At 60.1% G+C, this 24,501-nt stretch carries 27 protein-coding genes; 19 read left to right on the top strand and 8 right to left on the bottom strand.

Annotation, left to right across the window (positions count from 1 at the left end; all coding sequences use genetic code 11):
• Nucleotides 1-108: 108 nt before the first annotated feature.
• Nucleotides 109-966: an alpha/beta hydrolase gene (locus EOA16_RS15300; protein WP_245455939.1), complete on the bottom strand. Its 858-nt coding sequence runs from the start codon at nucleotides 964-966 to the stop codon at nucleotides 109-111.
• Between the two features lie 1,054 nt (nucleotides 967-2,020).
• On the opposite strand from EOA16_RS15300, the gene EOA16_RS15290 reads away from it, so the two are divergent.
• A complete protein-coding gene (locus EOA16_RS15290) occupies nucleotides 2,021-2,203 on the top strand; it encodes a hypothetical protein (protein WP_127259166.1) in 183 nt (60 codons plus the stop codon).
• A gap of 8 nt (nucleotides 2,204-2,211) precedes the next feature.
• On the opposite strand, the gene EOA16_RS15285 is transcribed toward EOA16_RS15290, so the two are convergent.
• The 5 genes from EOA16_RS15285 to EOA16_RS15265 all read right to left on the bottom strand — a co-directional run bounded on the left by EOA16_RS15285 (nucleotide 2,212) and on the right by EOA16_RS15265 (nucleotide 4,554).
• Nucleotides 2,212-2,415: a KTSC domain-containing protein gene (locus tag EOA16_RS15285; RefSeq protein WP_127259165.1), complete on the bottom strand. Its 204-nt coding sequence runs from the start codon at nucleotides 2,413-2,415 to the stop codon at nucleotides 2,212-2,214.
• A gap of 106 nt (nucleotides 2,416-2,521) precedes the next feature.
• The gene (locus EOA16_RS15280; RefSeq protein WP_127259163.1) at nucleotides 2,522-2,791 is read right to left on the bottom strand and encodes a hypothetical protein; all 270 of its coding nucleotides are present in this window, start codon (nucleotides 2,789-2,791) and stop codon (nucleotides 2,522-2,524) included.
• A gap of 132 nt (nucleotides 2,792-2,923) precedes the next feature.
• Complete coding sequence (locus tag EOA16_RS15275) at nucleotides 2,924-3,412, bottom strand: GNAT family N-acetyltransferase (protein WP_245455938.1); 489 nt, start codon at nucleotides 3,410-3,412, stop codon at nucleotides 2,924-2,926.
• Nucleotides 3,413-4,024: 612 nt separating this feature from the next.
• The gene (locus EOA16_RS15270; protein WP_127259160.1) at nucleotides 4,025-4,327 is read right to left on the bottom strand and encodes a hypothetical protein; all 303 of its coding nucleotides are present in this window, start codon (nucleotides 4,325-4,327) and stop codon (nucleotides 4,025-4,027) included.
• A 5-nt stretch (nucleotides 4,328-4,332) separates the two neighbouring features.
• The gene (locus EOA16_RS15265; RefSeq protein WP_127259159.1) at nucleotides 4,333-4,554 is read right to left on the bottom strand and encodes a DUF768 domain-containing protein; all 222 of its coding nucleotides are present in this window, start codon (nucleotides 4,552-4,554) and stop codon (nucleotides 4,333-4,335) included.
• A gap of 236 nt (nucleotides 4,555-4,790) precedes the next feature.
• On the opposite strand from EOA16_RS15265, the gene EOA16_RS33640 reads away from it, so the two are divergent.
• The 6 genes from EOA16_RS33640 (at nucleotide 4,791) to EOA16_RS15230 (ending at nucleotide 10,195) form a co-directional block, all read left to right on the top strand.
• Nucleotides 4,791-4,925 (top strand): hypothetical protein, encoded by a 135-nt coding sequence (locus EOA16_RS33640; RefSeq protein WP_348630320.1) that lies wholly within the window; start codon nucleotides 4,791-4,793, stop codon nucleotides 4,923-4,925.
• A gap of 664 nt (nucleotides 4,926-5,589) precedes the next feature.
• Entirely contained in the window at nucleotides 5,590-5,826 is a 237-nt protein-coding gene (locus tag EOA16_RS15250; protein ID WP_127259157.1) for a hypothetical protein, read from the top strand.
• Between the two features lie 852 nt (nucleotides 5,827-6,678).
• Nucleotides 6,679-7,647: a helix-turn-helix domain-containing protein gene (locus EOA16_RS15245; protein ID WP_127259156.1), complete on the top strand. Its 969-nt coding sequence runs from the start codon at nucleotides 6,679-6,681 to the stop codon at nucleotides 7,645-7,647.
• A 135-nt stretch (nucleotides 7,648-7,782) separates the two neighbouring features.
• Entirely contained in the window at nucleotides 7,783-9,300 is a 1,518-nt protein-coding gene (gene adh, locus EOA16_RS15240; protein ID WP_127259154.1) for an aldehyde dehydrogenase, read from the top strand.
• A gap of 67 nt (nucleotides 9,301-9,367) precedes the next feature.
• Nucleotides 9,368-9,700: a DUF779 domain-containing protein gene (locus EOA16_RS15235; protein ID WP_127259153.1), complete on the top strand. Its 333-nt coding sequence runs from the start codon at nucleotides 9,368-9,370 to the stop codon at nucleotides 9,698-9,700.
• A gap of 63 nt (nucleotides 9,701-9,763) precedes the next feature.
• Entirely contained in the window at nucleotides 9,764-10,195 is a 432-nt protein-coding gene (locus tag EOA16_RS15230) for a potassium channel family protein (protein WP_127259151.1), read from the top strand.
• A gap of 12 nt (nucleotides 10,196-10,207) precedes the next feature.
• Here EOA16_RS15230 and hemN read toward each other — a convergent pair whose 3' ends face one another.
• Nucleotides 10,208-11,557 (bottom strand): oxygen-independent coproporphyrinogen III oxidase, encoded by a 1,350-nt coding sequence (hemN, locus tag EOA16_RS15225; protein WP_127259150.1) that lies wholly within the window; start codon nucleotides 11,555-11,557, stop codon nucleotides 10,208-10,210.
• Between the two features lie 163 nt (nucleotides 11,558-11,720).
• Between hemN and EOA16_RS15220 the strand changes: the two genes are divergently transcribed.
• On the top strand, nucleotides 11,721-12,449 hold the full coding sequence (locus EOA16_RS15220) for a Crp/Fnr family transcriptional regulator (protein ID WP_127259203.1): 729 nt from the start codon (nucleotides 11,721-11,723) through the stop codon (nucleotides 12,447-12,449).
• A gap of 2 nt (nucleotides 12,450-12,451) precedes the next feature.
• On the opposite strand, the gene EOA16_RS15215 is transcribed toward EOA16_RS15220, so the two are convergent.
• Entirely contained in the window at nucleotides 12,452-12,853 is a 402-nt protein-coding gene (locus EOA16_RS15215) for a hemerythrin domain-containing protein (RefSeq protein ID WP_127259148.1), read from the bottom strand.
• Nucleotides 12,854-13,104: 251 nt separating this feature from the next.
• Between EOA16_RS15215 and ccoN the strand changes: the two genes are divergently transcribed.
• The 11 genes from ccoN (at nucleotide 13,105) to EOA16_RS15160 (ending at nucleotide 24,452) form a co-directional block, all read left to right on the top strand.
• Entirely contained in the window at nucleotides 13,105-14,715 is a 1,611-nt protein-coding gene (gene ccoN, locus EOA16_RS15210) for a cytochrome-c oxidase, cbb3-type subunit I (RefSeq protein WP_127259147.1), read from the top strand.
• 11 nt (nucleotides 14,716-14,726) lie between these two features.
• Entirely contained in the window at nucleotides 14,727-15,458 is a 732-nt protein-coding gene (gene ccoO / locus EOA16_RS15205) for a cytochrome-c oxidase, cbb3-type subunit II (RefSeq protein ID WP_127259145.1), read from the top strand.
• A gap of 12 nt (nucleotides 15,459-15,470) precedes the next feature.
• Nucleotides 15,471-15,620 (top strand): CcoQ/FixQ family Cbb3-type cytochrome c oxidase assembly chaperone, encoded by a 150-nt coding sequence (locus EOA16_RS15200; RefSeq protein WP_023759205.1) that lies wholly within the window; start codon nucleotides 15,471-15,473, stop codon nucleotides 15,618-15,620.
• Nucleotides 15,621-15,622: 2 nt separating this feature from the next.
• Nucleotides 15,623-16,486, top strand: coding sequence for a cytochrome-c oxidase, cbb3-type subunit III (gene ccoP / locus EOA16_RS15195; RefSeq protein ID WP_127259144.1), 864 nt, complete (start codon nucleotides 15,623-15,625; stop codon nucleotides 16,484-16,486).
• 216 nt (nucleotides 16,487-16,702) lie between these two features.
• Entirely contained in the window at nucleotides 16,703-18,262 is a 1,560-nt protein-coding gene (gene ccoG / locus EOA16_RS15190; protein ID WP_127259142.1) for a cytochrome c oxidase accessory protein CcoG, read from the top strand.
• Nucleotides 18,259-18,756, top strand: coding sequence for a FixH family protein (locus EOA16_RS15185; protein ID WP_127259140.1), 498 nt, complete (start codon nucleotides 18,259-18,261; stop codon nucleotides 18,754-18,756). Before ccoG ends, EOA16_RS15185 begins: the two co-directional genes overlap by 4 nt.
• Nucleotides 18,753-21,041, top strand: coding sequence for a cation-translocating P-type ATPase (locus EOA16_RS15180; protein ID WP_127259139.1), 2,289 nt, complete (start codon nucleotides 18,753-18,755; stop codon nucleotides 21,039-21,041). Before EOA16_RS15185 ends, EOA16_RS15180 begins: the two co-directional genes overlap by 4 nt.
• On the top strand, nucleotides 21,038-21,208 hold the full coding sequence (gene ccoS, locus EOA16_RS15175) for a cbb3-type cytochrome oxidase assembly protein CcoS (protein ID WP_023783777.1): 171 nt from the start codon (nucleotides 21,038-21,040) through the stop codon (nucleotides 21,206-21,208). The genes EOA16_RS15180 and ccoS overlap by 4 nt, the downstream gene beginning before the upstream one ends.
• 66 nt (nucleotides 21,209-21,274) lie before the next feature.
• The gene (locus EOA16_RS15170; protein ID WP_127259137.1) at nucleotides 21,275-21,976 is read left to right on the top strand and encodes a CBS domain-containing protein; all 702 of its coding nucleotides are present in this window, start codon (nucleotides 21,275-21,277) and stop codon (nucleotides 21,974-21,976) included.
• Nucleotides 21,977-22,422: 446 nt separating this feature from the next.
• The gene (nirK, locus tag EOA16_RS15165; protein WP_127259135.1) at nucleotides 22,423-23,529 is read left to right on the top strand and encodes a copper-containing nitrite reductase; all 1,107 of its coding nucleotides are present in this window, start codon (nucleotides 22,423-22,425) and stop codon (nucleotides 23,527-23,529) included.
• A gap of 53 nt (nucleotides 23,530-23,582) precedes the next feature.
• A complete protein-coding gene (locus EOA16_RS15160; protein ID WP_127259133.1) occupies nucleotides 23,583-24,452 on the top strand; it encodes an SUMF1/EgtB/PvdO family nonheme iron enzyme in 870 nt (289 codons plus the stop codon).
• Nucleotides 24,453-24,501: the final 49 nt, after the last annotated feature.

The raw sequence follows: 24,501 nt of genomic DNA, 5'->3' as shown, positions 1-24,501 counted from the left end.
TCTGGTGCGCAGTCCTATTTGTACCCCGATTCTTCCCGATCCAAAGAGCAGATCCCTGTCCGACCAGTGACGCACCTGCTGGCCGGGCTTGCGGGAGCTCGATGATAGTCAGCGTGCAGCTGGGGAGAGCGCGTCGCTGCGGTCTCCGTCTTTTGGTGGACGAGGCATGCAGGTGACCTTGTCGATCATTCGGAGCACCGTCTGCGGGCCGCTGTGGTGAGCCATGTGCCCGGAATTCGGGATTATTTCTATCAGTGATCCTGAGATCTCGGCATGCAAGCGCTCCGCTTCATGCCTAGCGTCGAACAGCCTGTCCCCTGCTCCAGCGACGATACCGGTCGGCACTGTGATGTCTCGATAGCTAGGCTTCGTCAACAGCGCCGCGCCGAACATCAGGGTCGTCTCCACACAGATCGAGCGCAGCTGTGACGGGCGGCTGACGACCTCCCTTGTGCTCACCCAAAAAACATCGGAGATCGGCCCGGGCCGGAATATCGTTCGCATGGCCGATGGCCAGCCGAGTCTTACTGCGAGCGGCAGCAAGGTGTGACGGAATGCCGTGCCGATCAGCGGTACGGCCGGTAGTGCTGCAAGAGCGAGATCCAGCCTCGGTGGCGGATAGTAATAACCCGAGACGAGAATTAGGCCGGCGACCGAGGGAGCATGCCTGCGGGCCATCTCCAGCGCGATCCAAGCGCCCCAGGAATGTCCGAGCACGAGGTATCTGTGAATGCCGAGGCTGGCGGCGGCTTCGTGGAAGAGATCGGCCTGCTCTTGCGCCGACCAGCACTTTCCAGCCGGTCGCGAGCTTCCACCGAAGCCGGGCCGGTCGAAAGCGAGGACCCGGTATTTGGCACTCGCCAGGTCGAGCGTGCCGCTGATCGCAAAATCCTCCGCGACCGAACCATTGCCGTGCAGCAGGAGCAAGGGAAGCCCGCTGCCTTTCTCGATGACGCGCAGTTCCACTCCATCGACCCTGAAAGTGCGTCCCATCAAACCGGGAACCATAGCCTTCCTGGCGCGCGCGTGATTGTATGCCGCCAGCGACAGGGCGGTAGCCGCAAACAGCGTGGCGAGCTTTATTCGCTTTGATAACATGCTGAACTCCGCCGCTGGGACTGCTCGTGGCACCACTGTTGAGCGCGTCGTGGTTTACAGATTTGGATCGGCGCTGCACCCCAACTCTGTTAGCCTGATGCCGCCGCTATCCTTGCCATCACGGTGTCGAAGTCTCACGGAACCAACACCGGAAGTCGCAGCGCGAGATCGAACGTATCGCCTGAGCTCAGCACGTGAACCCTCAAATCATGCTTATAAATCAAAAAAGCCCCCCACCTTTCGGCAGCGGGCCAGGGTCATGGCGTGCTGGATAAACCAGCATAGGTCACTTGCGGCGGCGGGGTTGGTTGCGCTCATCGTTCACCGGGGTTTTATCTTGCGAGGCATTTCCCGGCGGTAAGGGCATGATAGCCGACCACCAGGACGCGGTGCGGTTCGAGCGGGAGATGGGGGCATCACTCGGTCGGGCCACGCTCAGGCGAGGTGCCGCGTCCGCACCATCTCTGAACTTGGCCTGAGAGCCCCGCCACGGGTTTGCGGGACCGCTACGGCCCCTTCGCCCTTCATCTGCTCGCCAATGCCGCCTTTGGCCCTCGCCATTGGCATTGCCGTAGGGCGTGCCATCGCCGGATGAAGGGACGTCACTCAGCCAAGCCGGCATGGTAGGGAAACCGATGATCGGCCACCATCGTCTCGGGAACGTTGTTCCGGATCCAGTGGTCGAGAAAATTGGTGCCTCGCGTGCTCATATGCAGAAAGCGAAAAGCGCATATTAGGTTCCGCTACTTGACGCGTGCGACGGCCGCACCAGACTCCTATGCATGGCTGTTGGTCTAAACATCGGCGATGAGGTGGCGATCGACGCCACCATTATTCGACGCGTTACTGACGACAGGATCAGCGTGTCGATACCGACCTAACGGAGAAAAAAACGCCTATGGATAAACCAACGTAGAGACCCATGACAAAGTTGTCCGATCTCGGCCCGCCGATTACCGGGACGCGCCATGGCGGCCCGCCCAAGAATGAAGCGGAACATTTCTACACCTGTCCGACCTGTGGACAGCCTGTCGATATGCGGGATCTCAGGCAAGTGATCTGGCATGACAAGCCGGTCCACAATCGGCTCGAAATGGACGCTTGAAATTCTGCTTAGCTATCGTTTCGGCGGTAATGGAAATGGTTGCGAATGTGACTGTTGAAGTACCGTCCCTTGGCGAAGGCGGATCGAAACGCGTCAAAGGTCTCGGGAGGTACTCCCTCAAAATCATAGCGCTTGTCACTGGTCACTAGCCAAACAGAGAGGATCCTCCTGTCCGGATCGTACTCCGTTCTGCGTATCAAGGTCGACGGCATAACAAGCAATCAACGGACTAGGGGAGCACGCGTTCCTCCCCGCTTCATGCGCTTCGGTGCCGGCCCGGCGTCGGCTTCCCAATCGGCCTAAGAATCGCCATAGAGGCTACGCCGTAAGCGGGCTGAACCCATAGCGTTCACTCGGCCGTAGGAGCACCGGCCCGGTGGTATTCCACTGGATGAACTCGACTTCCTTGCCGGTCACTTCCCGCACCGACTTCAGCAGCGCCTCATGCACGGCCTGGAGCGATCGATAATGATCGCAGTGTGGCGATATAAGCGGCTTGACGATGCTCTTGTGCAGCGCCTCTGCGGCCTTCAGGAAGCGTTCGATTTCTTCCTGTGAGAGTTGCTTTGAGGGTTTTGACCTAGCCATTGCGACATCTTTTCGAGAGTCGCTCCACCCGAGGACAATATTCCTACAATAGCCGTTCCCTGTAAAAGGCTCAAACGGCGAAAGGTCGCTTGGCCCAGCAACTTCGTCGATTATGTCGGGCGTTGCGGCGTTCTAGCCGCGCTCCATCGGCACTTTGTGCGCAGCATATTCTGGGAACTCGGCCTCGGCCCACGCACTCAGCGGCTTCACCAGAATGAGCGCATCATCGGCATAGCCGTTGCGGCTGTAGAACTTGTGCGTGCGCTCCTTGCCGAGAACCATCGAGATGCGGGTGACGTCGCAGCCGACACGCGCTGCTTCCTTCTCGATCCACGCCATCAGTTTGGCGCCGATACCAGCACTGCGCATCTGGGCATCGACAACCACATGGTCGGCCTCCGCCCACTTTCCTGCCCATAGCTGTACCCCTATCCAGAAGCCCGACATGCCGACCATCCTTTCATCGATGAAGGCGGCAACGCAGCGATAGTTGCCCTGGGCGATCATTGCGGCCAGGCGCTCGTGAAACAGGCCCTCCGGCATGGACCCGGTTTGCTGATAAAGCGGGTAGATGGCCGCGATCTCTTCGATGCCCACCAGTTCGCGAATGACGATGTCCACTTTCAAAAGCCCTCCTTTTGCACCAGGCGTCACGCCGCCGTCGACACCATATCATCCCGTGGCGTAAAAGTCGGACACTCCAGCCAACACAGTCACGCGCATCGAGAACGGCGCCGATGACAAGCAGTCTACGATCGACGCAATGCGGTCCGTTCTAGAGGCGGCAGGGATCGTCTTCCTCACGGACGGCGAGACCATCGACAGCGGCGCTGGCGTTAGGCTGCGGAAGGCCTCAAATCGTCAAGTACTCCCCGCCGAGGGAGAAGCTTGCGTGTTCCCGCCACCCTACACCTCCGAAGCGTCGGTTGCGTCCTGGCGCAATCCGAGATGGGCACACTGATCCTTGGCGAAAGCAACGGCATCTTCCTTATGTTCAAAGCTTCGGAAATACGCGTTGCCGTGGCCTCCTACGACGCGCACAACCCACTCTCCTAAGGAGTGGCGAACATCTACAGAGGGTTTTTGCCGTCCGCCATATTAGCCTTTGCAGTGGGTGTTTTGTTCGCCGGTCGCATTCGCCGTTGCAAGCGCGGTGCCAACTTAAGGTGTCCCCTAACGGGAGACCCGAGCCACCGGCTGCCATTGGGCGGCCGAGAAGGAGCAGGCTTGCTTTCATGTTTCTGCGGCGCGATGCTTTCGGCGATTTTTGGGAGGGGAATAGAGGTTCTGGCCCATGCAGGAAATCTTGGACGAGTCGGGCGCATAGATCAGCCCGACATCTTTCGACTTGCACTTTTCGCATCTAAGGCGCGGGCGCAAATCCCACTCCATCGCCGTAGCATCGGACCCGAAGCGGTCGCGTAGCTTTTCCAGGTCGAGTGTCTTCGTGTGGCCGCACGCCGCTACATTGCAGTAGGCGCTGACCTGCATCTTGCCGTCGATAAGCGATTGGAAAGTCCATCCCTTGCCCGCCATGGCTGTCAGTCCGCCAGACCCGCGTCGTGGTGCACGATGGCGTCCAGGATGGCATTGTAAATGCTGACTGTGTCTTCCTCAATCTCGGTGCTGCCGATGCCGGCTGCCTTTGCATCGGCGAAGAGCTTTTGTGTGAGTTCGGCAACTGAAATCACGTCGGCGTCGACAGTTTCCGAGACGTGGTCGCTCAGCCATCTGTCGAGAAAGTTGATGCCGCGCGTGCTCATGAGCGGATAAGCTCGCGGTTTATATTAGGTTCCACGCATATTGACGTCGGCGCCGGCTGCTCCAGAATCGTTGGCATGGGCCAGGGCATCAAAGTTGGCGATACCGTCGCAATCACTGCCACCGTGCGCAAGCGGGTCACGGAAGACCGTGTGAGTGTTCTTATCCCTTCCTACGATCAGCCGCACTCGATCATAGACAGCACGCCATACATAAGCAGTGGGCAGAAACCGGCGAAATGGTCCGCGTCGACTATGATACGATGACGGTCGGCGGCAAGGATCTGGGCATTACGGTCAAGCACAGTGCCGTGCGGCTCGTCACTAGCCATGTGGCGCCGAAGCGGAAAACCTTGCTCGTCGATAAGGCTTAGCCCGCATGAGAAGCTATCCGACCTAGGCCCTCCGATCCCCGGCAAGCTGCACGGCGGCGACCTCATCCGCGAAGAGGACCATTTTTACAGCTGCCCCTCGTGTGGCCAGCGCGTCGATCAGCGCGATTTGCGGCAAGTCTTATGGCATGAAAAGCCTGGGCACGATCCATTGGAGCCGGAGCCAACGGCAACGGTCATCGAATTCCCACGACCGAATAAAAAGCCCGCCGGCCGGAGCCAGCGGGCAATCAGAGGGGGAAAGCCGGAATGGGATACCGGCCGGCCACCAAACATCGATATTGCGAGGATGTTCCTCCAGCAGGCAAAAAGCCCGCCACCTTTCGGCAGCGGGCCAGGGTCACGGGAGATGCACCGGGATGGGAGGGACGGTGCAATCGCCAAAGCGTTTCGACACCCTGATGTTCCATGTCCGCCAATGAAAAAGCCCGCTGCCCCTTGGAGGAGCCAGCGGGCAGGGTCTGGAGTGCTGGGATCAACCAGCATAGGTCAACGGCCGGCGTCGGGGTTGGTTGCCGACCACTTCAGCTCGGCCGTCACGCCCGAAAAGGCTTAGGCCGCCACGCATGGACGAAAGGCCACCCCAAATATTCCGCCGTAAGTGTTAGGACGTGCTAATGCAATTGATTCTGCGCGGACCGGGGCTGTGACCTACCAATTCAAGGAGTTATTGGCTGGGCGGCTGACAAGGGAATTTTGTTCCGAGGAGCCGACCGCACGTCGCGCAGTCGAAAAAGCCACTGGAAACATATTGGCTGCATTGCATCGATCTGGAAAATTCTTTGTGGAAGTCACCGACATCAGCAGCGGTCGCACGTACGTTTATGAGTACGCCGATGATGTCGTCTCAGCCCCGGCCGCGCTCGGCCCTCACATGAAATAGTCATCCCGGCAGCATGCGCCAGATATCATGCCAATATGCCGTGACGATTGACACCGGGCATGTCATTGGCTGGTTGTTCCTCGCGGCCGTTAAAATCAGGAAGGCGATCCGCTAAGCCGGGAATCTCTCGCTAGCATAGAGGCCTCTGGCCGGATTCGGATCCAATTCACAAGCTCTCGCGCTGCTTAAGCATCCCTCCCCTGTGACATGATCCTGTAGCGGCCCGTCGTGATGCTGGCTCGTGTTCAAGCGCGCCAACCTGAAGGTTCGAAAAGCTTTCATTGAACCAGTCAAGGTGGACACCCAAAGCGGGATAATGAGGTTCGATGGAAATCCCGGCGAACAACCGCATTGGGGAGGTTAATGCCGTCGGCCCAAGAGGATTTTTCGCTATCTCAGAATAGTTTCGACTTTTCCGCAGGATCGGATGAACTGGTAGGCCCGCAGGGCGTCCTAAAATTGATTTATTGTCTTTTTCGAGGGCAAATCCGAAGTCTTTCCGTATCGTTCCGTCTGGTTCCGCTCACAGTTGGAGCTACATCTCGCTGGCGTAACGAGCCTGCGCTTCAAGCGCTGACCCGCAACGGGCTCTCTGCCAACGCCATGATGGCTGACTTGCGCCACATCAATAGCAACACTTCCTATCAGCTGTAGATATCCGGAACGGTGACCAGCTGCGTCCCGATGGAACTCCCGTGGGCGCTCTTTGAGCCTCCGGAAGGCACAGACTAGTTCCTTCGGCGAATTGACAGGTCGGTGACCGACTTGGGAAACAGCCTCACTATGACAGGGCATTACCTGAAAGAGCGTGACTGAACAGACAAGGGAAAGTTTCGAAAGCGGGAGGACAGCGTGAACGGGCACTCAGCCGGCCATCATGAAGATCGCGTCCAGACTGCGATCAATTCCGACGCGGCAGCAAAATCGGCATTAATTGCCTCGTGGCAGCGATCCTCTAACCTGCACCGGCTTGATCCGGCCGAGCGCAAATCGCCCAAGCGTCTGACGGAAGCGGAGCTTAGAACAGCCAGGCAGAGGATCGAGCCGCTGCAAATGGCGGCGCGGTCCAGCCTCGACAAGCTCTATCTTGCGGTGGGCGGGGTTGGCTGCTGCGTGCTTCTGGCCGACCTCGACGGAGTTCCGGTGGATCGCCGTGGCGCTGCCTCCGACAACCAGACTTTCGAAGATTGGGGACTGTGGACGGGCACGGTTTGGGGCGAAGAGAGCGAAGGCACGAATGGCATCGGAACATGTCTCGCCGAGCGGCGAGCGCTGACCATCCATCGCGATCAGCATTTCTTTGCACGCAATACTCTGCTGAGTTGCACGACAGCACCGATCTTCGATCATGAGGGCAATCTCACAGCGGCGCTCGACGTGTCGTCTTGCCGCGCCGATCTCACCGAAGCGTTTACCAACCTGATCTCGGTGGCCGTCGCGGACGCCGCAAGACGGATCGAAGCGGAGAACTTTCGCCGGGCATTCCAAAGTGCCCGTGTTCTCCTGCTTCCGGAAACGAGTAGCGGGCTCGCCGGGCTCATCGCGGTCGACTCCGACGATCTTGTGGTCGGAGCGACACGGTCGGCAAGGATCGCGCTGGGCATCTCCCAGGAATCGCTGGCAAGAAGCCTGCCCGCCATGGACGTGTTGAGCGGTGCCGAAGGCGTGGAAGGAAGCCTCGGTCGGGCCGAGCGCGCTGCGCTTCAGAGAGCCTTGGCTCGAACCTCAGGGAACATTTCAGCGGCCGCCGACGCGCTCGGAATCAGCCGGGCAACACTGCATCGCAAGTTGAAACGCTTCGAACTAGGGCGCACCCACTGAATTTGCCGGCCCAACTGTCTCAGTTCTGCGACACTCGCGCGAACGACATGGTTTCGACGGCCTGACAATCGGCGCCTGCGCAAGCATATCTCCTCCACGCGTCGCATTCCGCGGCGTCAGCTTTGGGAGGAAGATGTGAACAAGGTTGAATTCTCACGGTCGGTCAAGGCGCCCTTTGACAGGCGCTATGGCAATTTCATTGGCGGCAAATGGACCGAGCCACGCTCCGGCCGCTACTTCGAGAACTTCTCGCCAGTGAATGGTCAATTGCTGTGCGAGGTGGCCCGCTCGGACGCTCAGGACATCGAGGCCGCCCTGGACGCCGCACACGCCGCCAAGGACGGCTGGGCACGCACCAGCGTGGCCGAACGGTCGCTCATCCTCAACCGCATCGCCGATCGCATGGAGGAAAACCTCGATCTCCTGGCACGCGCCGAAACCTGGGACAACGGCAAGCCGATCCGCGAAACGACAGCGGCCGACCTGCCGCTTGCCATTGACCATTTTCGCTATTTCGCCGGCGCGCTGCGTGGCCAGGAAGGCAGCCTTTCGCAAATCGACGACGATACGGTCGCCTATCACTTCCATGAGCCGCTGGGCGTGGTCGGTCAGATCATCCCGTGGAACTTTCCGCTGCTGATGGCATGCTGGAAGCTTGCTCCCGCAATTGCCGCTGGAAACTGCGTCATCCTGAAACCTGCCGAGCAGACGCCGGCCGCCATCATGCTGTGGGCCGACCTTGTCGGCGACCTGCTGCCGCCGGGCGTGCTGAACATCGTCAACGGCTTCGGCCTCGAGGCCGGCAAGCCGCTCGCCTCCTCACCGCGCATTGCCAAGATTGCGTTCACCGGCGAGACCACCACGGGCCGGCTGATCATGCAATATGCCAGCCAGAATCTCATTCCCGTCACGCTCGAACTGGGCGGCAAGTCGCCCAACATCTTCTTCAAGGATGTCGTCGCCGAGGACGACGATTTCTTCGACAAGGCGATCGAAGGCTTCGTCATGTTCGCGCTGAACCAGGGTGAAGTCTGCACCTGCCCAAGCCGCGCCCTCATCCATGAATCCATCTATGACAGATTCATGGAGCGTGCCCTCAAACGGGTCGAGGCGATCGTGCAGGGGGATCCGCTCGACCCGGCCACGATGATCGGTGCGCAGGCCTCGTCCGAGCAGATGGAAAAGATCCTTTCCTACATCGACATCGGCCGCCAGGAAGGCGCCGAGTTGCTGACCGGTGGCGCGCGCAATGTCCTGCCTGGTGATCTGGCGGGCGGCTACTACGTCCAGCCCACGGTATTCAAGGGTCACAACAAGATGCGCATTTTCCAGGAGGAGATCTTTGGGCCCGTGGTTTCGGTCACGACCTTCAAAGACGACGCCGAGGCGCTGGAAATCGCCAACGATACGCTCTACGGCCTCGGCGCCGGCATCTGGACACGTGACGGCAACCGAGCCTACCGCTTCGGCCGCGCCATCCAGGCCGGCCGCGTCTGGACCAACTGCTACCACGCCTATCCCGCGCATGCGGCCTTCGGCGGCTACAAGCAGTCCGGTATCGGCCGCGAGACCCACAAGATGATGCTCGACCACTACCAGCAGACCAAGAACATGCTGGTCAGCTACAGCCCGAAGAAGCTCGGCTTCTTCTGATCGCCTCTTTGGCTCAATGGCTCGGCCCTGGCAGGGCCGAGCCATAATTTTGAAATCGGAAAAGACCATGCATGCGAAAGTCACCGCGACACCGGCAGCCCTTGAACTGATCGCGGAGATTGTTGCCGATCATGGCCCGGTGCTGTTCCATCAGTCCGGCGGATGCTGCGACGGCTCTTCGCCCATGTGCTATCCGCGTGCTGACTTCATCGTCGGCGACCGGGACGTGCTGCTTGGCCACATCGGCGACGCACCGTTCTACATCGGGGCATCGCAATTCGAGGCCTGGAAGCATACCGATCTTATCATCGACGTGGTGCCTGGTCGCGGCGGTATGTTCTCCCTCGACAATGGACGGGAGAAGCGGTTCCTGACCCGGTCGACGATCTGCGCCGTATAGGCGAAACTTGCCGGTTTTGACTTCGAGCAAGGAAGGCGCCGGATCGATGTTTACCTTCCGACGATGATCCTCAATCTGCTCATCGGCACCGTCGTCATAGGTCTAACGGTCTTGATCCACACGTTTGGCCTGATCGCCGTCACGCATGCCATGAGATACTTGGTCGCGCGGTTTCGTATGCATGGACGCCGCAGCCGTATCGTCGCTATGATCAGCGTGGTCATGGGGCTCTTTGCCGTCATCACCGCGGAGGTCTGGCTCTGGGCAGGGCTATATAGGTTGCTTGATATCTTCGTTGACTTCGAGACCGCACTCTATTTTTCGACCATTACCTTTTCGACTGTTGGCTATGGCGACATCGTGCCCGCTCACGCGTGGCGTGTCCTGGCGGCGCTCGAGGGTGTGAACGGGTTCCTGCTCATCGGCTGGTCGACCGCCTATCTGATCGCGGCAGGCACCCGCATCGGCCCGTTCAAGGCTGGCGAACACTTCTGACCGGGCCAATGTTCACACCGCTACCGAATGCCTGGCTTTGCCGGGTTCGAGATATTTGTCGAATTTCGCCGCGACGCTTCTGACAAAGGGGCGACTTTCCGCCGGCACGACGAAGCGGTCACCATCAAGTTCAAGCAAACCCTCGGCGTCACGCAGGGCGGTGGAACTTGCCTTGAGCAGAAGCCTTTGGCCAGCTTCGCCAAAGCGCTCCACCAGTTCGATCGCCGAGAAGGCAAAATCACACATCAGCCTCTCGATGATCCAACCGCGAACGCCGTCGTCGTCGGAAAGCGCGATACCGCGGACGGCCGCCAGTCCACCGTCCGAGACAATGCGTCCATACTCCGCGGTCGACGGCATGTTCTGCGCATAGCCTTGGCGAAATTGACTGATGGATGATGGGCCAAGGCCGATCAATGTTTCGCAGCGATCCTCCGTGTAGCCTTGGAAATTGCGGCGCAGGCAGCCGGTTCGGGCCGCTACGGCCAACGCATCGTTGGGCTTGGCGAAATGGTCGAAGCCGACGGCTTCATATCCCGCGTTCAGCATAAGACAAGCGGCCAGCTGTGATTGAGCAAACCGCTCCGCCGGACCCGGCAACCATGCCTCGTCGATCATCGTCTGATGCTTCTTGAACCAGGGCACATGCGCGTAGCCAAACAATGCCAGCCGATCCGGTTCCAGGGTCAACGCCTGCGCGACGGTGGAGGAGACGCTCTCCCTGGTTTGGTGTGGCAAGCCGTAGAGCAGGTCCAGATTGACCGATTCGACGCCGCGCGAACGAACGCCGTCGACCACCGCTTTGGTCTGCAAAAAGCTCTGCTCGCGGTTAATTGCCTTTTGCACCTTCGGGTCAAAATCCTGGACGCCGAGGCTCGCCCGGGTCATGCCGATCTCGGCAAGCGCATCGAGCCGGCCATCATCCATATCATTGGGATCGATTTCGACGCTGATCTTGGCGTCCGGAAGGAAATCGAAGTTCGCACGCAATGCTTTACCCAGCATCACCATGTCCTCGGGCTTCAGCATCGTCGGAGAGCCGCCACCGAAGTGGACGGCGCGCACGCCGGCCTTGCCGCCGACAATACGGGCAATGGTGGCGATCTCGGCATGCAACGAGCGGAGATAGGCCGTCACGGGTTCATAGTGACGTGTCTGCTTGGTGTGGCAGGCACAGAACCAGCAGAGCCTGTCGCAGTAGGGAATATGCAGATAGAGTGAAATCTCATCGCCGTTCTCAAGCGCGTCCAGCCAGCTTCGATAGACAAGGGCACCGACGCCGGGGTGGAAATGCGGCGCGGTCGGGTAGCTCGTATAGCGCGGCACGTTCTCAGCAAGTCTGGCAAGCAATTCCGGCCGCATGTCTCTATCCGCTCCACTTTGCATGGCGCGACAATGATTACATTGGACACCGGAAGCCTTGATTTCGGTCAATGCCGTCTTGCCGCGGACAAACTGCCGCAAGGCTTTTTCTCGGACCGATGCTATATCCTGGTGGAACTTTCGGATTTCTCGGGCGATCGTGGTGACAGTGCGTCAGGATGTTCACAGCGCCGGCATTCCCGTGCTTTGCCAATCGTGCGAAGCACGGCACCGCGGCGTTTGCGGCGCGCTCGATCCCGATCAATTGGTGGAGTTGGCCAAGAGCTCATCTAAGCATAATGTTGAACCAGGGGTTGAACTGATTGGCGACGCCGAGACCGTCGACAGCTATTCGAACGTGCTTTCTGGCGTCATCAAGCTGACTAAGAGCCTTTCTGACGGGCGCCAGCAGATTGTTGGCCTGCAGTTCGCCCCCGATTTCCTGGGCAGGCCCTTCAAGGTGGAAAGCGCGATCAACGCCGAAGCCGCAACCGCCGTTTCCGTGTGCTCGTTTCCAAAGGCGGCCATCGAACGGATGATGAAGGAATCACCGGAGCTTGAGCATCGTCTGCTCAAGCAGGCGCTGAACGAACTCGACGAAGCCCGCGACTGGATGGTGACACTGGGGCGGAAGAGCGCTTCGGAAAAGGTGGCGAGCTTTCTCCTGATGATCGCCAAAAACATCGATCCCACGCTTGACGCGGCCGCCCAGTCGACACGTTTCGATCTGCCGCTGACCCGCGCCGATATCGCCGATTTCCTTGGTCTGACCATCGAGACGGTGAGCCGCCAGCTGACCAGGCTGCGATCAGATGGCGTGATCCGGGTCGAGAATAACAGGGAAGTGACAGTCGACAGCTTGGCCCGGCTGCAGCGACGCTCTGGCGTCTAGACTCAATCGACGACGCCGATCATCGGCAAGACGTGCTCGCGTTCAAAGGCGATATGCCGGCGCATGCTTTCGAAGAAGCCGCGCAGCATGAAGCCGACGGCCTCGGCATTCTCGACTGGCTCGCCATGGCCAATCGCCAGCAGGATTTCAGTCACCTCGCCGGCAAAGCACTCGTCCTCGACGTGTTCGGCACGCAATCGTCGGGTTGAAGCATCGCCGCCGCTTAAAGCAGCCTCGTAGGCCGGAAAGATCACCGTCTCTTCGTATTGATGAATGCTGCGCAACAGCGGAACTATCGCGTTTGCTGCAGCCAGGCATGCCAGGCAATCGACCTTGGGCAGGATGTCGGCGATCCTTTCCAGGGCATCGCACAGCTGCAGCTTTTCCAGATGCGCACGCTTCATCACCACCGCCGGGACCGTTTCTCTGTCAGATCGACCTGACAGTATCGAACTGGCGCGGCTTGTTTCGAACAGCGACGATGCCGGCTCCCTCTCCCTGTTCAATAACAGTCTCCTGATCGTTTGCGGTTTGAGGCTGCCCAATCCAAACGCTAATGGCTTTGACATGGATCAAGGCGGCGGCAACGCGACTGCTGAATTGGTGTCATGCGGATTGGCGTCCGCCCATCGAAATCCGAAGTCGGGGACATCTCATGAAGTTCGGCACGCAAATCTTCGCTTTGGGCCTGTTCACATTTGCAGCCCTGGTGGCCGCCGGCTTCGGTGTCGACGAGCCTTTCCGGCAGCATATGTGGGTGCTGTTTTTTGTGCTGCTCGGTTTTGTCGCCATCCTCATCCGCAACTCGAATTTCGAAGTGCCCGCTTCGATCGATCCGTCCGCTTACATGGATGGTCCAATCCGCTACGGCGCCATCGCCACCATGTTCTGGGGTGTGGTTGGCATGCTTGTCGGCGTCGTCATCGCGCTGCAGCTCGCCTACCCCGATCTCAACATCCAGCCCTGGTTCAATTTCGGCCGTTTGCGGCCGCTGCATACGTCGGGTGTCGTCTTCGCCTTCGGCGGCAACGCGCTGCTTTGCACGTCATTATACGTCGTGCAAAGAACCTGCCGCGCCCGGCTGTTCGGCGGCGATCTCGCCTGGTTCGTGTTCTGGGGCTACCAGCTCTTCATCGTCATGGCCGCTACCGGCTACCTGCTCGGCATCACCGAGAGCCGCGAATATGCGGAACCCGAATGGTATGTGGACATCTGGCTGACGATCGTCTGGGTCGCCTATCTCGTCTTGTTCCTCGGCACGATCCTGAAGCGCAAGGAACCGCATATCTACGTCGCGAACTGGTTCTACCTCTCCTTCATCGTGACCATCGCGATGCTGCATGTGATCAACAACCTGTCGATGCCGGCTTCCTTCCTCGGCTCCAAAAGTTACTCTGCCTTTTCCGGCGTCCAGGACGCCCTGACGCAATGGTGGTACGGCCACAATGCCGTCGGCTTCTTCCTGACCGCCGGCTTCCTCGGCATGATGTATTATTTCGTACCCAAGCAGGCAAACCGGCCGGTCTATTCCTACCGCCTGTCGATCGTCCATTTCTGGGCGATCATCTTTCTCTACATCTGGGCCGGGCCCCATCACCTGCACTACACCGCCCTGCCCGACTGGGCGCAGACGCTCGGCATGGTGTTCTCAATCATGCTCTGGATGCCGTCCTGGGGCGGCATGATCAACGGCCTGATGACGCTGTCGGGCGCCTGGGACAAGCTCCGCACCGATCCGATCATCCGCATGATGGTGATGGCCATCGCCTTCTACGGCATGTCCACCTTCGAAGGCCCGATGATGTCGATCAAGACGGTCAACTCCCTGTCGCACTATACCGACTGGACCATCGGCCACGTCCATTCCGGCGCGCTCGGCTGGGTCGGCATGATCTCGTTCGGCGCAATCTACTTCATGGTGCCGAAGCTGTGGAATCGTGAACGGCTCTATTCGCTCAGGCTCGTCACCTGGCACTTCTGGCTGGCGACGCTCGGCATCGTTGTCTACGCCGCTGTCATGTGGGTGTCGGGCATCATGCAGGGCCTGATGTGGCGCGAATACGACGAGCAGGGCTTCCTGGTCTACTCCTTCGCCGAAACCGTCGCCGCCATGCACCCCTACTATGTCATGCGCGCCATCGGCGGAGCCATGTACCTCACCGGCACCCTGATCATGGCCTGGAATATCGGCATGACCATTCTCGGATACCAGCGCGAGGAGGAGCCGATGCCTGGCTCCGTTCCTGCCCTTCAGCCTGCCGAATAAGGAGCCAGAAAATGGGCTTGATGGACAGACACGCACTCATCGAGAAGAACGCCACGCTTCTTCTCGTCGGCTCCCTTCTTGTGGTGACCGTAGGCGGCATCGTCGAGATCGCACCGCTTTTCTATCTCGACAACACGATCGAGAAGGTCGAAGGCATGCGCCCCTACTCGCCGCTCGAGCTTGTCGGGCGCAACATCTATGTGCGCGAGGGTTGCTACCTCTGCCACAGCCAGATGATCCGGCCGTTCCGCGACGAAGTCGAGCGCTATGGTCACTACAGCCTGGCGGCCGAGTCGATGTACGATCATCCGTTCCAATGGGGATCGAAGCGCACCGGACCGGACCTTGCCCGCGTTGGCGACCGCTACTCGAATGTATGGCACGTCGAGCACCTCACGGATCCTCGTTCGGTTGTGCCGGAATCGATCATGCCAAGCTACGCGTTCCTGAAAGACGCGCCGATCGACGTGAAGGACTTCTCGACGCATCTGGTCGCCAACCGGCGGGTCGGCGTTCCCTATAGCGATGACATGATCGCGCACGCCAATGCGGATTTAATGGCGCAGGCCGATCCTAACGCCGACACATCCGGCCTCGAGGCCCGCTACCCGAAAGCCAAGGTCGGTGACTTCGACGGCAACCCGCAACAGGTGACCGAGATGGATGCCCTCGTCGCCTACCTGCAGATGCTCGGGACGCTGGTCGATTTCAAGAATTACGACGAAGCCGCCGGCTACCGCTGAGGAGTTTTATCAATGGATTACAATCTGATGCGAGAGTTTGCCGACAGCTGGGGTTTGGTCGCGATGGCGCTTTTCTTCGTTGGCGCTATCGCCTTTGCGCTTCGCCCTGGCAGCCGCAAGCTCGCCGACGAAGCTGCCCGGATTCCCCTTGAGGACGAGTGATCATGAGCGACGAGCACATCGATGAAATCTCTGGTGTTTCGACCACCGGCCATGAGTGGGACGGCATCAGGGAGCTCAACAACCCACTACCGCGCTGGTGGGTATGGACGTTCTACATCACCATAGTCTGGGCGATCGGCTACACCATTGCCTATCCGGCATGGCCTCTCCTGCACTCGGCAACCAAGGGTGTGCTCGGCTATTCGAGCCGCAACGATGTCGGGAACGAGCTTGCGGCGGCCGAAGTTGCGAAGGGCAAATATGTCACTGCGGTAGAATCGAAAAACGTCTCGGAGATTGCCGCCGACGATGCGTTGCGCGAATTCGCGGTCGCTGCCGGTGGCGCCGCTTTCAAGGTCAATTGCGTACAATGTCATGGCTCCGGCGCCCAGGGCTCCAAGGGCTTTCCCAACCTCAATGACGACGACTGGCTGTGGGGCGGCAAGGCCGAGCAGATTCAGCAGACGATCACGCATGGCATCCGCTTCGCGTCCGATCCGGATACGCGCCTGTCGGAAATGCCCGCCTTTGGCGACATCATCACCGCCGACCAGATCAAACAGGTCAGCGCCTACGTCGCCAGTCTGTCGGGCACGGTCAGCGATCAAGCATTGGTCGAACCCGGAACCATGGTCTTTGCCGAAAATTGCGTGGCTTGCCACGGCGACAATGCAAAGGGCAACAAGGAGCTCGGCGCCCCCGATCTGACCGATGCGATCTGGCTCTATGGGTCAGGCGAAACAGCAATCGCCGCCCAGGTCCGTGCGCCGAAACAGGGCGTGATGCCGGCATGGGTCGGCCGCCTTGGCGAAACCAAGGTCAAGGAACTGGCGGTCTACGTCCATTCGCTAGGCGGTGGGGAATAGGAACGGGGGCCTATTCCCTGCCCTTCACCGCCCAAGCGACGAGGCCCGGCTCTGCCGGGCCTCGATTTGTTTCCGTGGTCCAGGCGATTGACCTGCATCAACGCGGTGAAATCCAGTCGGCGGCACAATCCGTTCGACGCTGTATTTCGCGCACCTCCCTGCATCCAGCAAGGTCACTTGCCCGGCGAAATCACAAGCTGCACGACGGAGAAACCAGTGCTGGACAATACGCAGGTAGAACGGCTCGAAGCCGAGGCGGTCAACTCCGCCAAAGTGCGCCAGCCAATGTATGCCGCGCGCAAGAAGATCTTCCCAAAGCGGGCCTCGGGAAGCTTTCGCCGGTTCAAATGGCTGGTGATGGCGATCACGCTCAGCATCTACTATTTGACGCCGTGGTTGCGATGGGATCGGGGCCCGTTTGCTCCGGACCAGGCGGTACTGCTCGATCTCACAAACCGGCGCTTCTATTTCTTCTTCATCGAGATATGGCCGCAGGAATTCTACTATGTGGCCGGACTTCTGGTGATGGCCGGCGTCGGTCTTTTCCTCATCACGTCGACTGTCGGCCGTGCCTGGTGCGGCTATACATGCCCGCAGACCGTATGGGTCGATCTGTTCCTGGTCGTGGAGCGGGCCATCGAAGGCGATCGCAATGCTCGTATCAAGCTCGATGCCGGGCCCTGGACCGCCCGCAAGCTGGTGCTGCGGGTGTCGAAACACGCCATCTGGCTGGTCATAGGTGCGCTGACCGGCGGCGCCTGGATCTTCTATTTCGCCGATGCGCCGACGCTGGTCGGCGAGCTCTTCACCGGCGCTGCGGCACCTGTCGCCTACATTACCGTCGCCGTGCTGACGGCGACGACCTATACGTTCGGCGGGCTGATGCGCGAGCAGGTCTGCACCTATATGTGCCCATGGCCGCGCATCCAGGCAGCCATGCTCGACGAAAGTTCGCTCACCGTCACCTACAATGACTGGCGGGGCGAACCGCGCTCACGTCACGCCAAGAAGGTTCTTGCCGCAGGGCAGCCCGTCGGCGACTGCGTCGACTGCAATGCCTGTGTCGCTGTCTGTCCGATGGGGATCGACATTCGCGATGGCCAGCAGCTCGAATGCATCACCTGCGCGCTTTGCATCGACGCCTGTGACGGCGTCATGGACAAGCTCGGCAAGGAGCGCGGGTTGATTTCCTACGCCACGCTCTCCGACTACAACGCCAACATGATGCTGGCGACCGCAGGCGGTGCGAGTTCGGTCAATCCGTCGCTGGTCAGGGCGGCTGATGGCCTGTTCTCCGACAAGGTGGCGCATTTCCATATCCGCAAGATCTTTCGGCCGCGCACCTATGTCTACATGGGTATGTGGTCGCTGATCGGCCTGGGCCTGCTCTATTCGCTGCTGACGCGCGACCGGCTCGAAGTGAACGTGCTGCATGACCGCAATCCGCAGTTCGTGACGCTGTCCGACGGTTCGATCCGCAACGGCTATACCGTCAAGCTGCTCAACATGATCCCCGAGCCAAGGACGATCATCGTCACGATGCAAGGCTTGCAAGGGGCTGAAATGAGCGTGGTCGGCGACGACGTTCAGGCAGGCCGCTCTTTCGCCATTCCGGTCGAACCCGACCGCCTGAAAATGCTGAAGGTCTTCGTGCGCCAGCCCGCCGATCAAATCCACGGCACAGCGCAAACCTTCACGTTCCGTGTCGAGGACAAGGCGAGCTTCGAGGCGGACGAATACACCGCAACCTTCAACGCGCCGGAGATCGCCAGATGACCGCCAACGCTCACAAATCCCGCGAATTCACCGGCAGGCACATGTTGGCCATCATCCTTGCCTTCTTCGGGGTGGTGATCGCGGTCAATTTGACAATGGCGACGCTCGCCAACACAAGCTGGACCGGCCTTGTCGTCGAAAACACCTATGTGGCGAGCCAGCAGTTCAACAAGAAGGCCGAGGAAGGGCGCGCGCAGGCAGCCCTCGGCTGGACCGGCAAGCTGACCATCGCCTGGGGCGAAGTCCGCTATAGCCTCACCGACGCCGCCGGCAAGCCGGTTCTCTTGCATGGCGTAAAGGTGCTGTTTCGCCATCCCGCCTACGAGAATGAGGATAAGGCCGTCACGCTCGCCCTCGCCTCGGGCGAGGAGTTTGCTGCGCAGCACATGCCGAAGGACGGTGTCTGGATCGTCGAAGTCGACGCGGACGCGGGTCTGGCAGAGCCCTACCGCGAAGTCCACAGGGTCATGATTTCCCATGGAGCGCTGCAATGAGCTGTTGTGCGCCGGGCGCTGAAATGGCGCTGGATCTGGTCGGCCCCGCTTCAATCCTGCCGTCAAGCCAGGAGGTCAGGCTGGCGAGCCGATCGCTTGGCGATGATCTTCACCAGACCGACCTTTCGGTACCGATGGTTCACTGCGGCGCCTGCATCCAGACGATCGAGACGGCTTTGGGAAAGCTCGACCGCGTTGAGGCCGCGCGCGTCAACCTGTCAACGAAGCGGGTCTCGGTCCAGTGGCGCGGCGGCGAGGTTCCACCATTGGTCGCGGTGCTCGGGCGCCTGGGCTACCAGGCACATCTGTTCGAAGCCGACACCGATGCGAAGGACAAGACGCTATCCGAGCTCATACGCGCCGTCGCCGTTGCCGGCTTTGCGGCGGGCAACATCATGCTGCTCTCGGTATCGGTCTGGTCCGGCGCCGACGGCGCGACGCGCGACCTGTTCCACTGGGTCTCGGCACTGATCGCCATTCCCGCCCTCGCCTTCGCCGGCGGTATCTTCTTCAGGTCGGCGTGGAATGCGCTGCGCCACGGCCGCATGAACATGGACGTGCCGATCGCAGTCGGCGTCTCGCTGGCCTACGCCATGAGCCTCTATGAGACGATCACCCATGGCGACCACGCCTATTTCGACGCGTCGGTATCGCTGCTGTTCTTCCTCCTGATCGGGCGCACGCTCGATCACGTGATGCGCGAACGCGCTCGGACCGCGGTGAAGAGTCTGTCACAGTTGGCCGCGCGTGGCGCCATGGTGCTGCGCGGCGACGGCGCACGGGACTATTTGCCGGTTGGCGAGATCGAACCAGAGATGCAGCTGCTCATTGCAGCCGGCGAAAGAATCCCCGTCGACGGCAAGATTGCGCGTGGAACATCGGACGTCGACTGCTCCCTGGTCTCCGGCGAGAGCACGCCCAGAAGCGTGGCGCCAGAAGATACCGTGCAGGCCGGTGTCCTCAACCTTACCGGCTCGCTGACGATAGAGGCGACTGCCGCCGCGAAGGATTCGTTCTTGGCGGAGATGGTTCGGCTGATGGAGGCCGCCGAGGGCGGTCGCGCACATTACCGCCGGATCGCCGACCGCGTTTCAGCGCTTTATGCTCCTGTGGTTCATCTCACCGCCTTCGTGACATTCCTTGGCTGGATGGTGGCGACCGGCGACTGGCACCGGGCGATGACGATCGCCATCGCTGTTCTCATCATCACGTGCCCCTGCGCGCTTGGCCTCGCCGTTCCAATCGTCCAGGTGGTCGCCGCACGGCGCCTGTTCGAGCACGGCATCATGGTCAAGGATGGGTCGGCCATGGAGCGCCTGGCGGCAGTCGACATGGCGGTGTTCGACAAGACCGGGACGCTCACGCTAGGACAGCCACGGCTCGTCAATGCGTCGTCGATCGATGCCGCCATGCTGGCAATCGCTGCCGACCTGGCCGCGCATTCGCGTCATCCATACTCAAAGGCCATTTCCGGCTTTGCCGTCAGCAGCAGCCAGCACAAATTCGATGCTGTGACCGAGCACCCGGGTTTCGGGATCGAAGCCACCGCCGCCGGTAGCATCTGGCGGCTGGGCAGACGCGGATGGGCTGGCTGGAAGGCTCGAACTGGCCGCGAAGGCAAGCATGGCTACGGCGGAACAGTCCTGACGAAAAACGGGATGATTGTCGCGTCCTTTGTTTTCGAGGATGCGCTGCGCGTCGATACCAAGGTAGCCATCGACCAGCTGCACAACGCTGGTATGCGGGTGGAAATGCTGTCGGGCGATACCGCGAAAGCCTGCGCCGAGGTTGCGGACGTGTTGAGTGTCGATGACTTCGTTCCCTGCCTGCTGCCATCCGGCAAGGTTGAACGCATTGAGAGCCTGTCGAGAGACGGGCACAAGGTTCTAATGGTTGGCGACGGGCTCAACGACACGCCGGCGCTGAGCGCCGCGCATGTCTCGATCGCACCCGCCACGGCCGCCGACATTGGCCGCAACGCAGCCGACTTCGTGTTCCTGCGCGAAAGCCTTCTTGCCGTTCCTCTGGCGATGAACGTCTCGCGCAATGCGGGAAACCTGATCCGCCAGAACATCGCCATCGCCATCGTCTACAATGCTGTCGCTGTGCCGATCGCCATTCTCGGGCAAGTCACGCCATTGATAGCGGCGATTGCCATGTCGGCGTCATCGCTGCTTGTCATTGGCAATGCAATGCGTTTGCGGAGTTCCATGCCAGGTTCGCTGGCGAAAGAGGTTCGGCCCTCCAAACGATCCGAAATCAACGAATTGGCCCAATCCTCATGACGACGCTCGTCTACCTCATCCCCGTAGCGCTATTCCTTGGCGCACTCGGCCTCTCCGGCTTCCTTTGGGCGTTGAGAAGCGGCCAGTACGAGGATCTCGATGGCGCGGCGGAGCGCATTCTCATCGACAGCGACGAAGGCGCGGAGAATGCCACTCGTTCCAAGTGACTCAGATCAAAGCGCCGCGGGTCGGGATGTCCCATCGTCGTCCGACGAAAAATCAGGAGGGTGAGGATGCAAGCCGAAGCCATTATGACGAAGCCAGTCATCACGACGGATGCGAACGCGACGATCGCCGAAGCGGCCGAACTCATGCTTTCAAACAAAGTCAGCTGCCTCCCGGTAACAGACCGCGACGGTGCCTTGGTTGGCATTGTAAGCAAAAGCGATTTCTTGCGCCGACAAGAACTTGGGACTCAGCGTGTGCGTCCACGCTGGCTGGAGTTTGATCTTGGCCCGGGCACAATCGCCGATGACTATGTGCGCTCGAACGGACGGATCGTCCATGAGGTGATGAACACAGCCGTCATTTCGGCGGCTCCAAGCGCCTCGATTGCACAGATTGTGACCTTGATGATGCAGCATCGCATCAACAATGTCCCGATTGTCGATCGGGAAAGGGTCGTCGGCATCATCACGCGAACTGATTTGCTGCCTGTCCTGATCCGCGCACTGCCGAAACAGGGTACAACTTCACCCGATGACGACCTGATCCGCAAGGCGATACTTACCGAACTGCAAGGACAATCGTGGAGTGGTGGTGACTTGATTGAAGTTAGGGTCATCGATGGCGTCGTCGAACTGACGGGGGCGATTGTTGACGAGCGTCAACGGACAGCTGCGATCGTTGCGGCGGAGAACGTTGCGGGGGTCGTACACGTCAAGGACAGCCTCGTCCTTCGTACAGATACGTTCTCGGTGATGATGGTTTCGTAGCTGCGGAAAAGCGGGGACGCAAAGCAGAGCCCCTGATGGGTTCTGTTCTCTTTTCGCACCTCCTTCACAGTGACGCCGATGGCGAGTTCCTTCGGCGTAGAGCAGCACTTCATACTTGCCGAGCACGCTGTCGGCAACGACGACGCCCGTCCTGACGGAAATGCGATGGCCGCGGCCTTTTTCTGCTGGGCTTGGCCACCGAGCGAATTCTGATCTTCTGTAAAGGCAATGGCGGCCGCTGTTCTTCAGGGAGCCAATGGCTGCGGACGCTTGCAGAAAACCTCGACACCAAACTGCGGCATCTCAAACTTGGCGCACAAGATTGCCGCAGTCCGAGGGCTGTTGTTGCTCCGATTAACACTCAGCAATTTGCGCCAGCGCAAAGAAACGCTGCGTCAGGTCAGTTACCTTCTGCTCATCCGCAACGGTAGAGATAGGAGATTGATATGATCACGCGACGCGAAACCCTTTTCGGAGCGGTGATTGGTGCCGCCGCCGTGGCCGCACTGCCCGCATTTTCGGCAACGGTGACGAAGGCCGACATTCGAGGGCTTCCCCGCGAAAAGATCAAGCTCTTGGCACCGCCTTTTGTGCATCCGCACGACCAGGTGGCCAAGGGCGGACCGAAGATCGTCGAATTCACCATGACGATCGAGGAAAAACCGATGGTCATCGACGCCGACGGGACGCAGCTCAATGCAATGACTTACAACGGCTCGATCCCGGGCCCGCTGATGGTCGTGCACCAGGACGATTATGTCGAACTGACGCTCATCAATCCTGATACCAACTCCCTTGCCCACAACATCGACTTCCATGCCGCGACCGGTGCGCTCGGCGGCGGCGCCCTCACCTTGATCAATCCCGGCGAACAGGTGACGCTGCGCTTCAAGGCCACCCGAACGGGAACGTTCGTCTATCACTGTGCCCCCGGCGGACCGATGATCCCGTGGCATGTCGTCTCCGGCATGAACGGCGCCATCATGGTGCTGCCGCGCGACGGCCTCAGGAACGACAAGGGCAAGCCGGTCAAATACGACAAGATTTTCTACATCGGCGAAAGCGACTTCTACATTCCGCGCGACGAGAAGGGCAATTACAAGAGCTACGAGTCGGCGGGCGACGGTTACGACGACATCGTCAAGGTCATGCGCGGGCTGATCCCGACGCATGTCGTGTTCAACGGCAAGGTCGGTTCGCTGACCGGCGACAACGCCATGAAGGCGAAGGTCGGCGAGACCGTGCTGATCGTGCATTCGCAGGCCAACCGCGATACGCGGCCGCATCTGATCGGCGGTCACGGCGACTATGTCTGGGAACAGGGCAAATTCGCCAACCCGCCGGCCAAGGATCTGGAAACCTGGTTCATTCGTGGCGGCTCCGCCGGATCCGCGCTCTATACGTTCCTGCAGCCCGGCGTCTACGCCTACGTTAATCACAATCTGATCGAGGCCGTGGAACTCGGGGCGACCGCTCACTTCATGGTCGAGGGCGAGTGGAATGATGATTTGATGACGCAGGTCGAGGCGCCGAAACCCATCGCCACCAACTGACGGCACTCCAATTTACCCCGGACAGCGTCGCTGTCCGGGTATGGACAAAAGCCATGTCTCCTTACATCTTGAAGGTTGCCTCAGTCACCCTGGCCGCCGCTGCTATTCCGGTAGGGCTCTCGATACCGGCGGTCTTCGGGGATCGACAACCCCACCCCACCGCTATGACGGTTGTCTTGCTTTCCGGTTCGATCACCTATCCGACGCCGGGCGAGTTCCTCAAGGATGGACGCCCGCAAGCCAATCCCCGCCTCAAGCGACAGTTCAACACCCCTCTTGAAATCATGACCTATCAAGTTAGCGCGGCCGACTATGCGGCCTGTGCCGCGGCTGGCAGCTGCCCACCGCCACAGGAAATGCGCACGATCCCAGTCAGCGCGCCCGTGACCGGTGTGAGCTATCTCGATGCCAATGCCTACGCCCGGTGGTATTCGGACGTGACCGGCGACAAATGGCGGCTGCCATCCGACGAAGAATGGGCGTTTGCCGCGGCGGAGCGGTTCGCCGGCGAATTCGAGGGCGTCGAAAACGACGCCAGCAACCCCGCCAGGCGTTGGCTCACCAGCTATAGGGCCGAGGTGGACCTCAATCGCAAACCGGACCCGTTGCCCAGGAGCCGCGGCTCTTTTGGTATGAATTCCCTGGGCCTCGCCGACTTTTCCGGCAACGTCTGGGAGTGGACCTCGACTTGCTATATCCGCACCACGTTGGCTCCCGATGGGAGCGGTGTTGCAAGTTCGGTCGACAATTGCGGCGTCCACGTCCTTGAAGGACTTCACAGAGCCTATATGTCGAACTTCGTTAGCGACGGAAAGAGCGGCGGCTGTGCCGTTGGCACGCCTCCGGACAATCTGGGATTCAGGCTGGTCCGGGACCATCGGGGGTGGGTGAACCGCGTCATCGGTTACCTCGGCATTGCCTGACAAATCTGAAGCGGCTGCTGCATTCGCATTTCGACGGTCGCCGGCTCTC

This window comes from Mesorhizobium sp. M7A.F.Ca.US.008.03.1.1 (assembly GCF_003997495.1).
Lineage (GTDB): Bacteria > Pseudomonadota > Alphaproteobacteria > Rhizobiales > Rhizobiaceae > Mesorhizobium.
The sequence above is the reverse complement of the archived record's forward strand: the minus strand, read 5'-3'. Positions and strand labels throughout refer to the sequence as shown.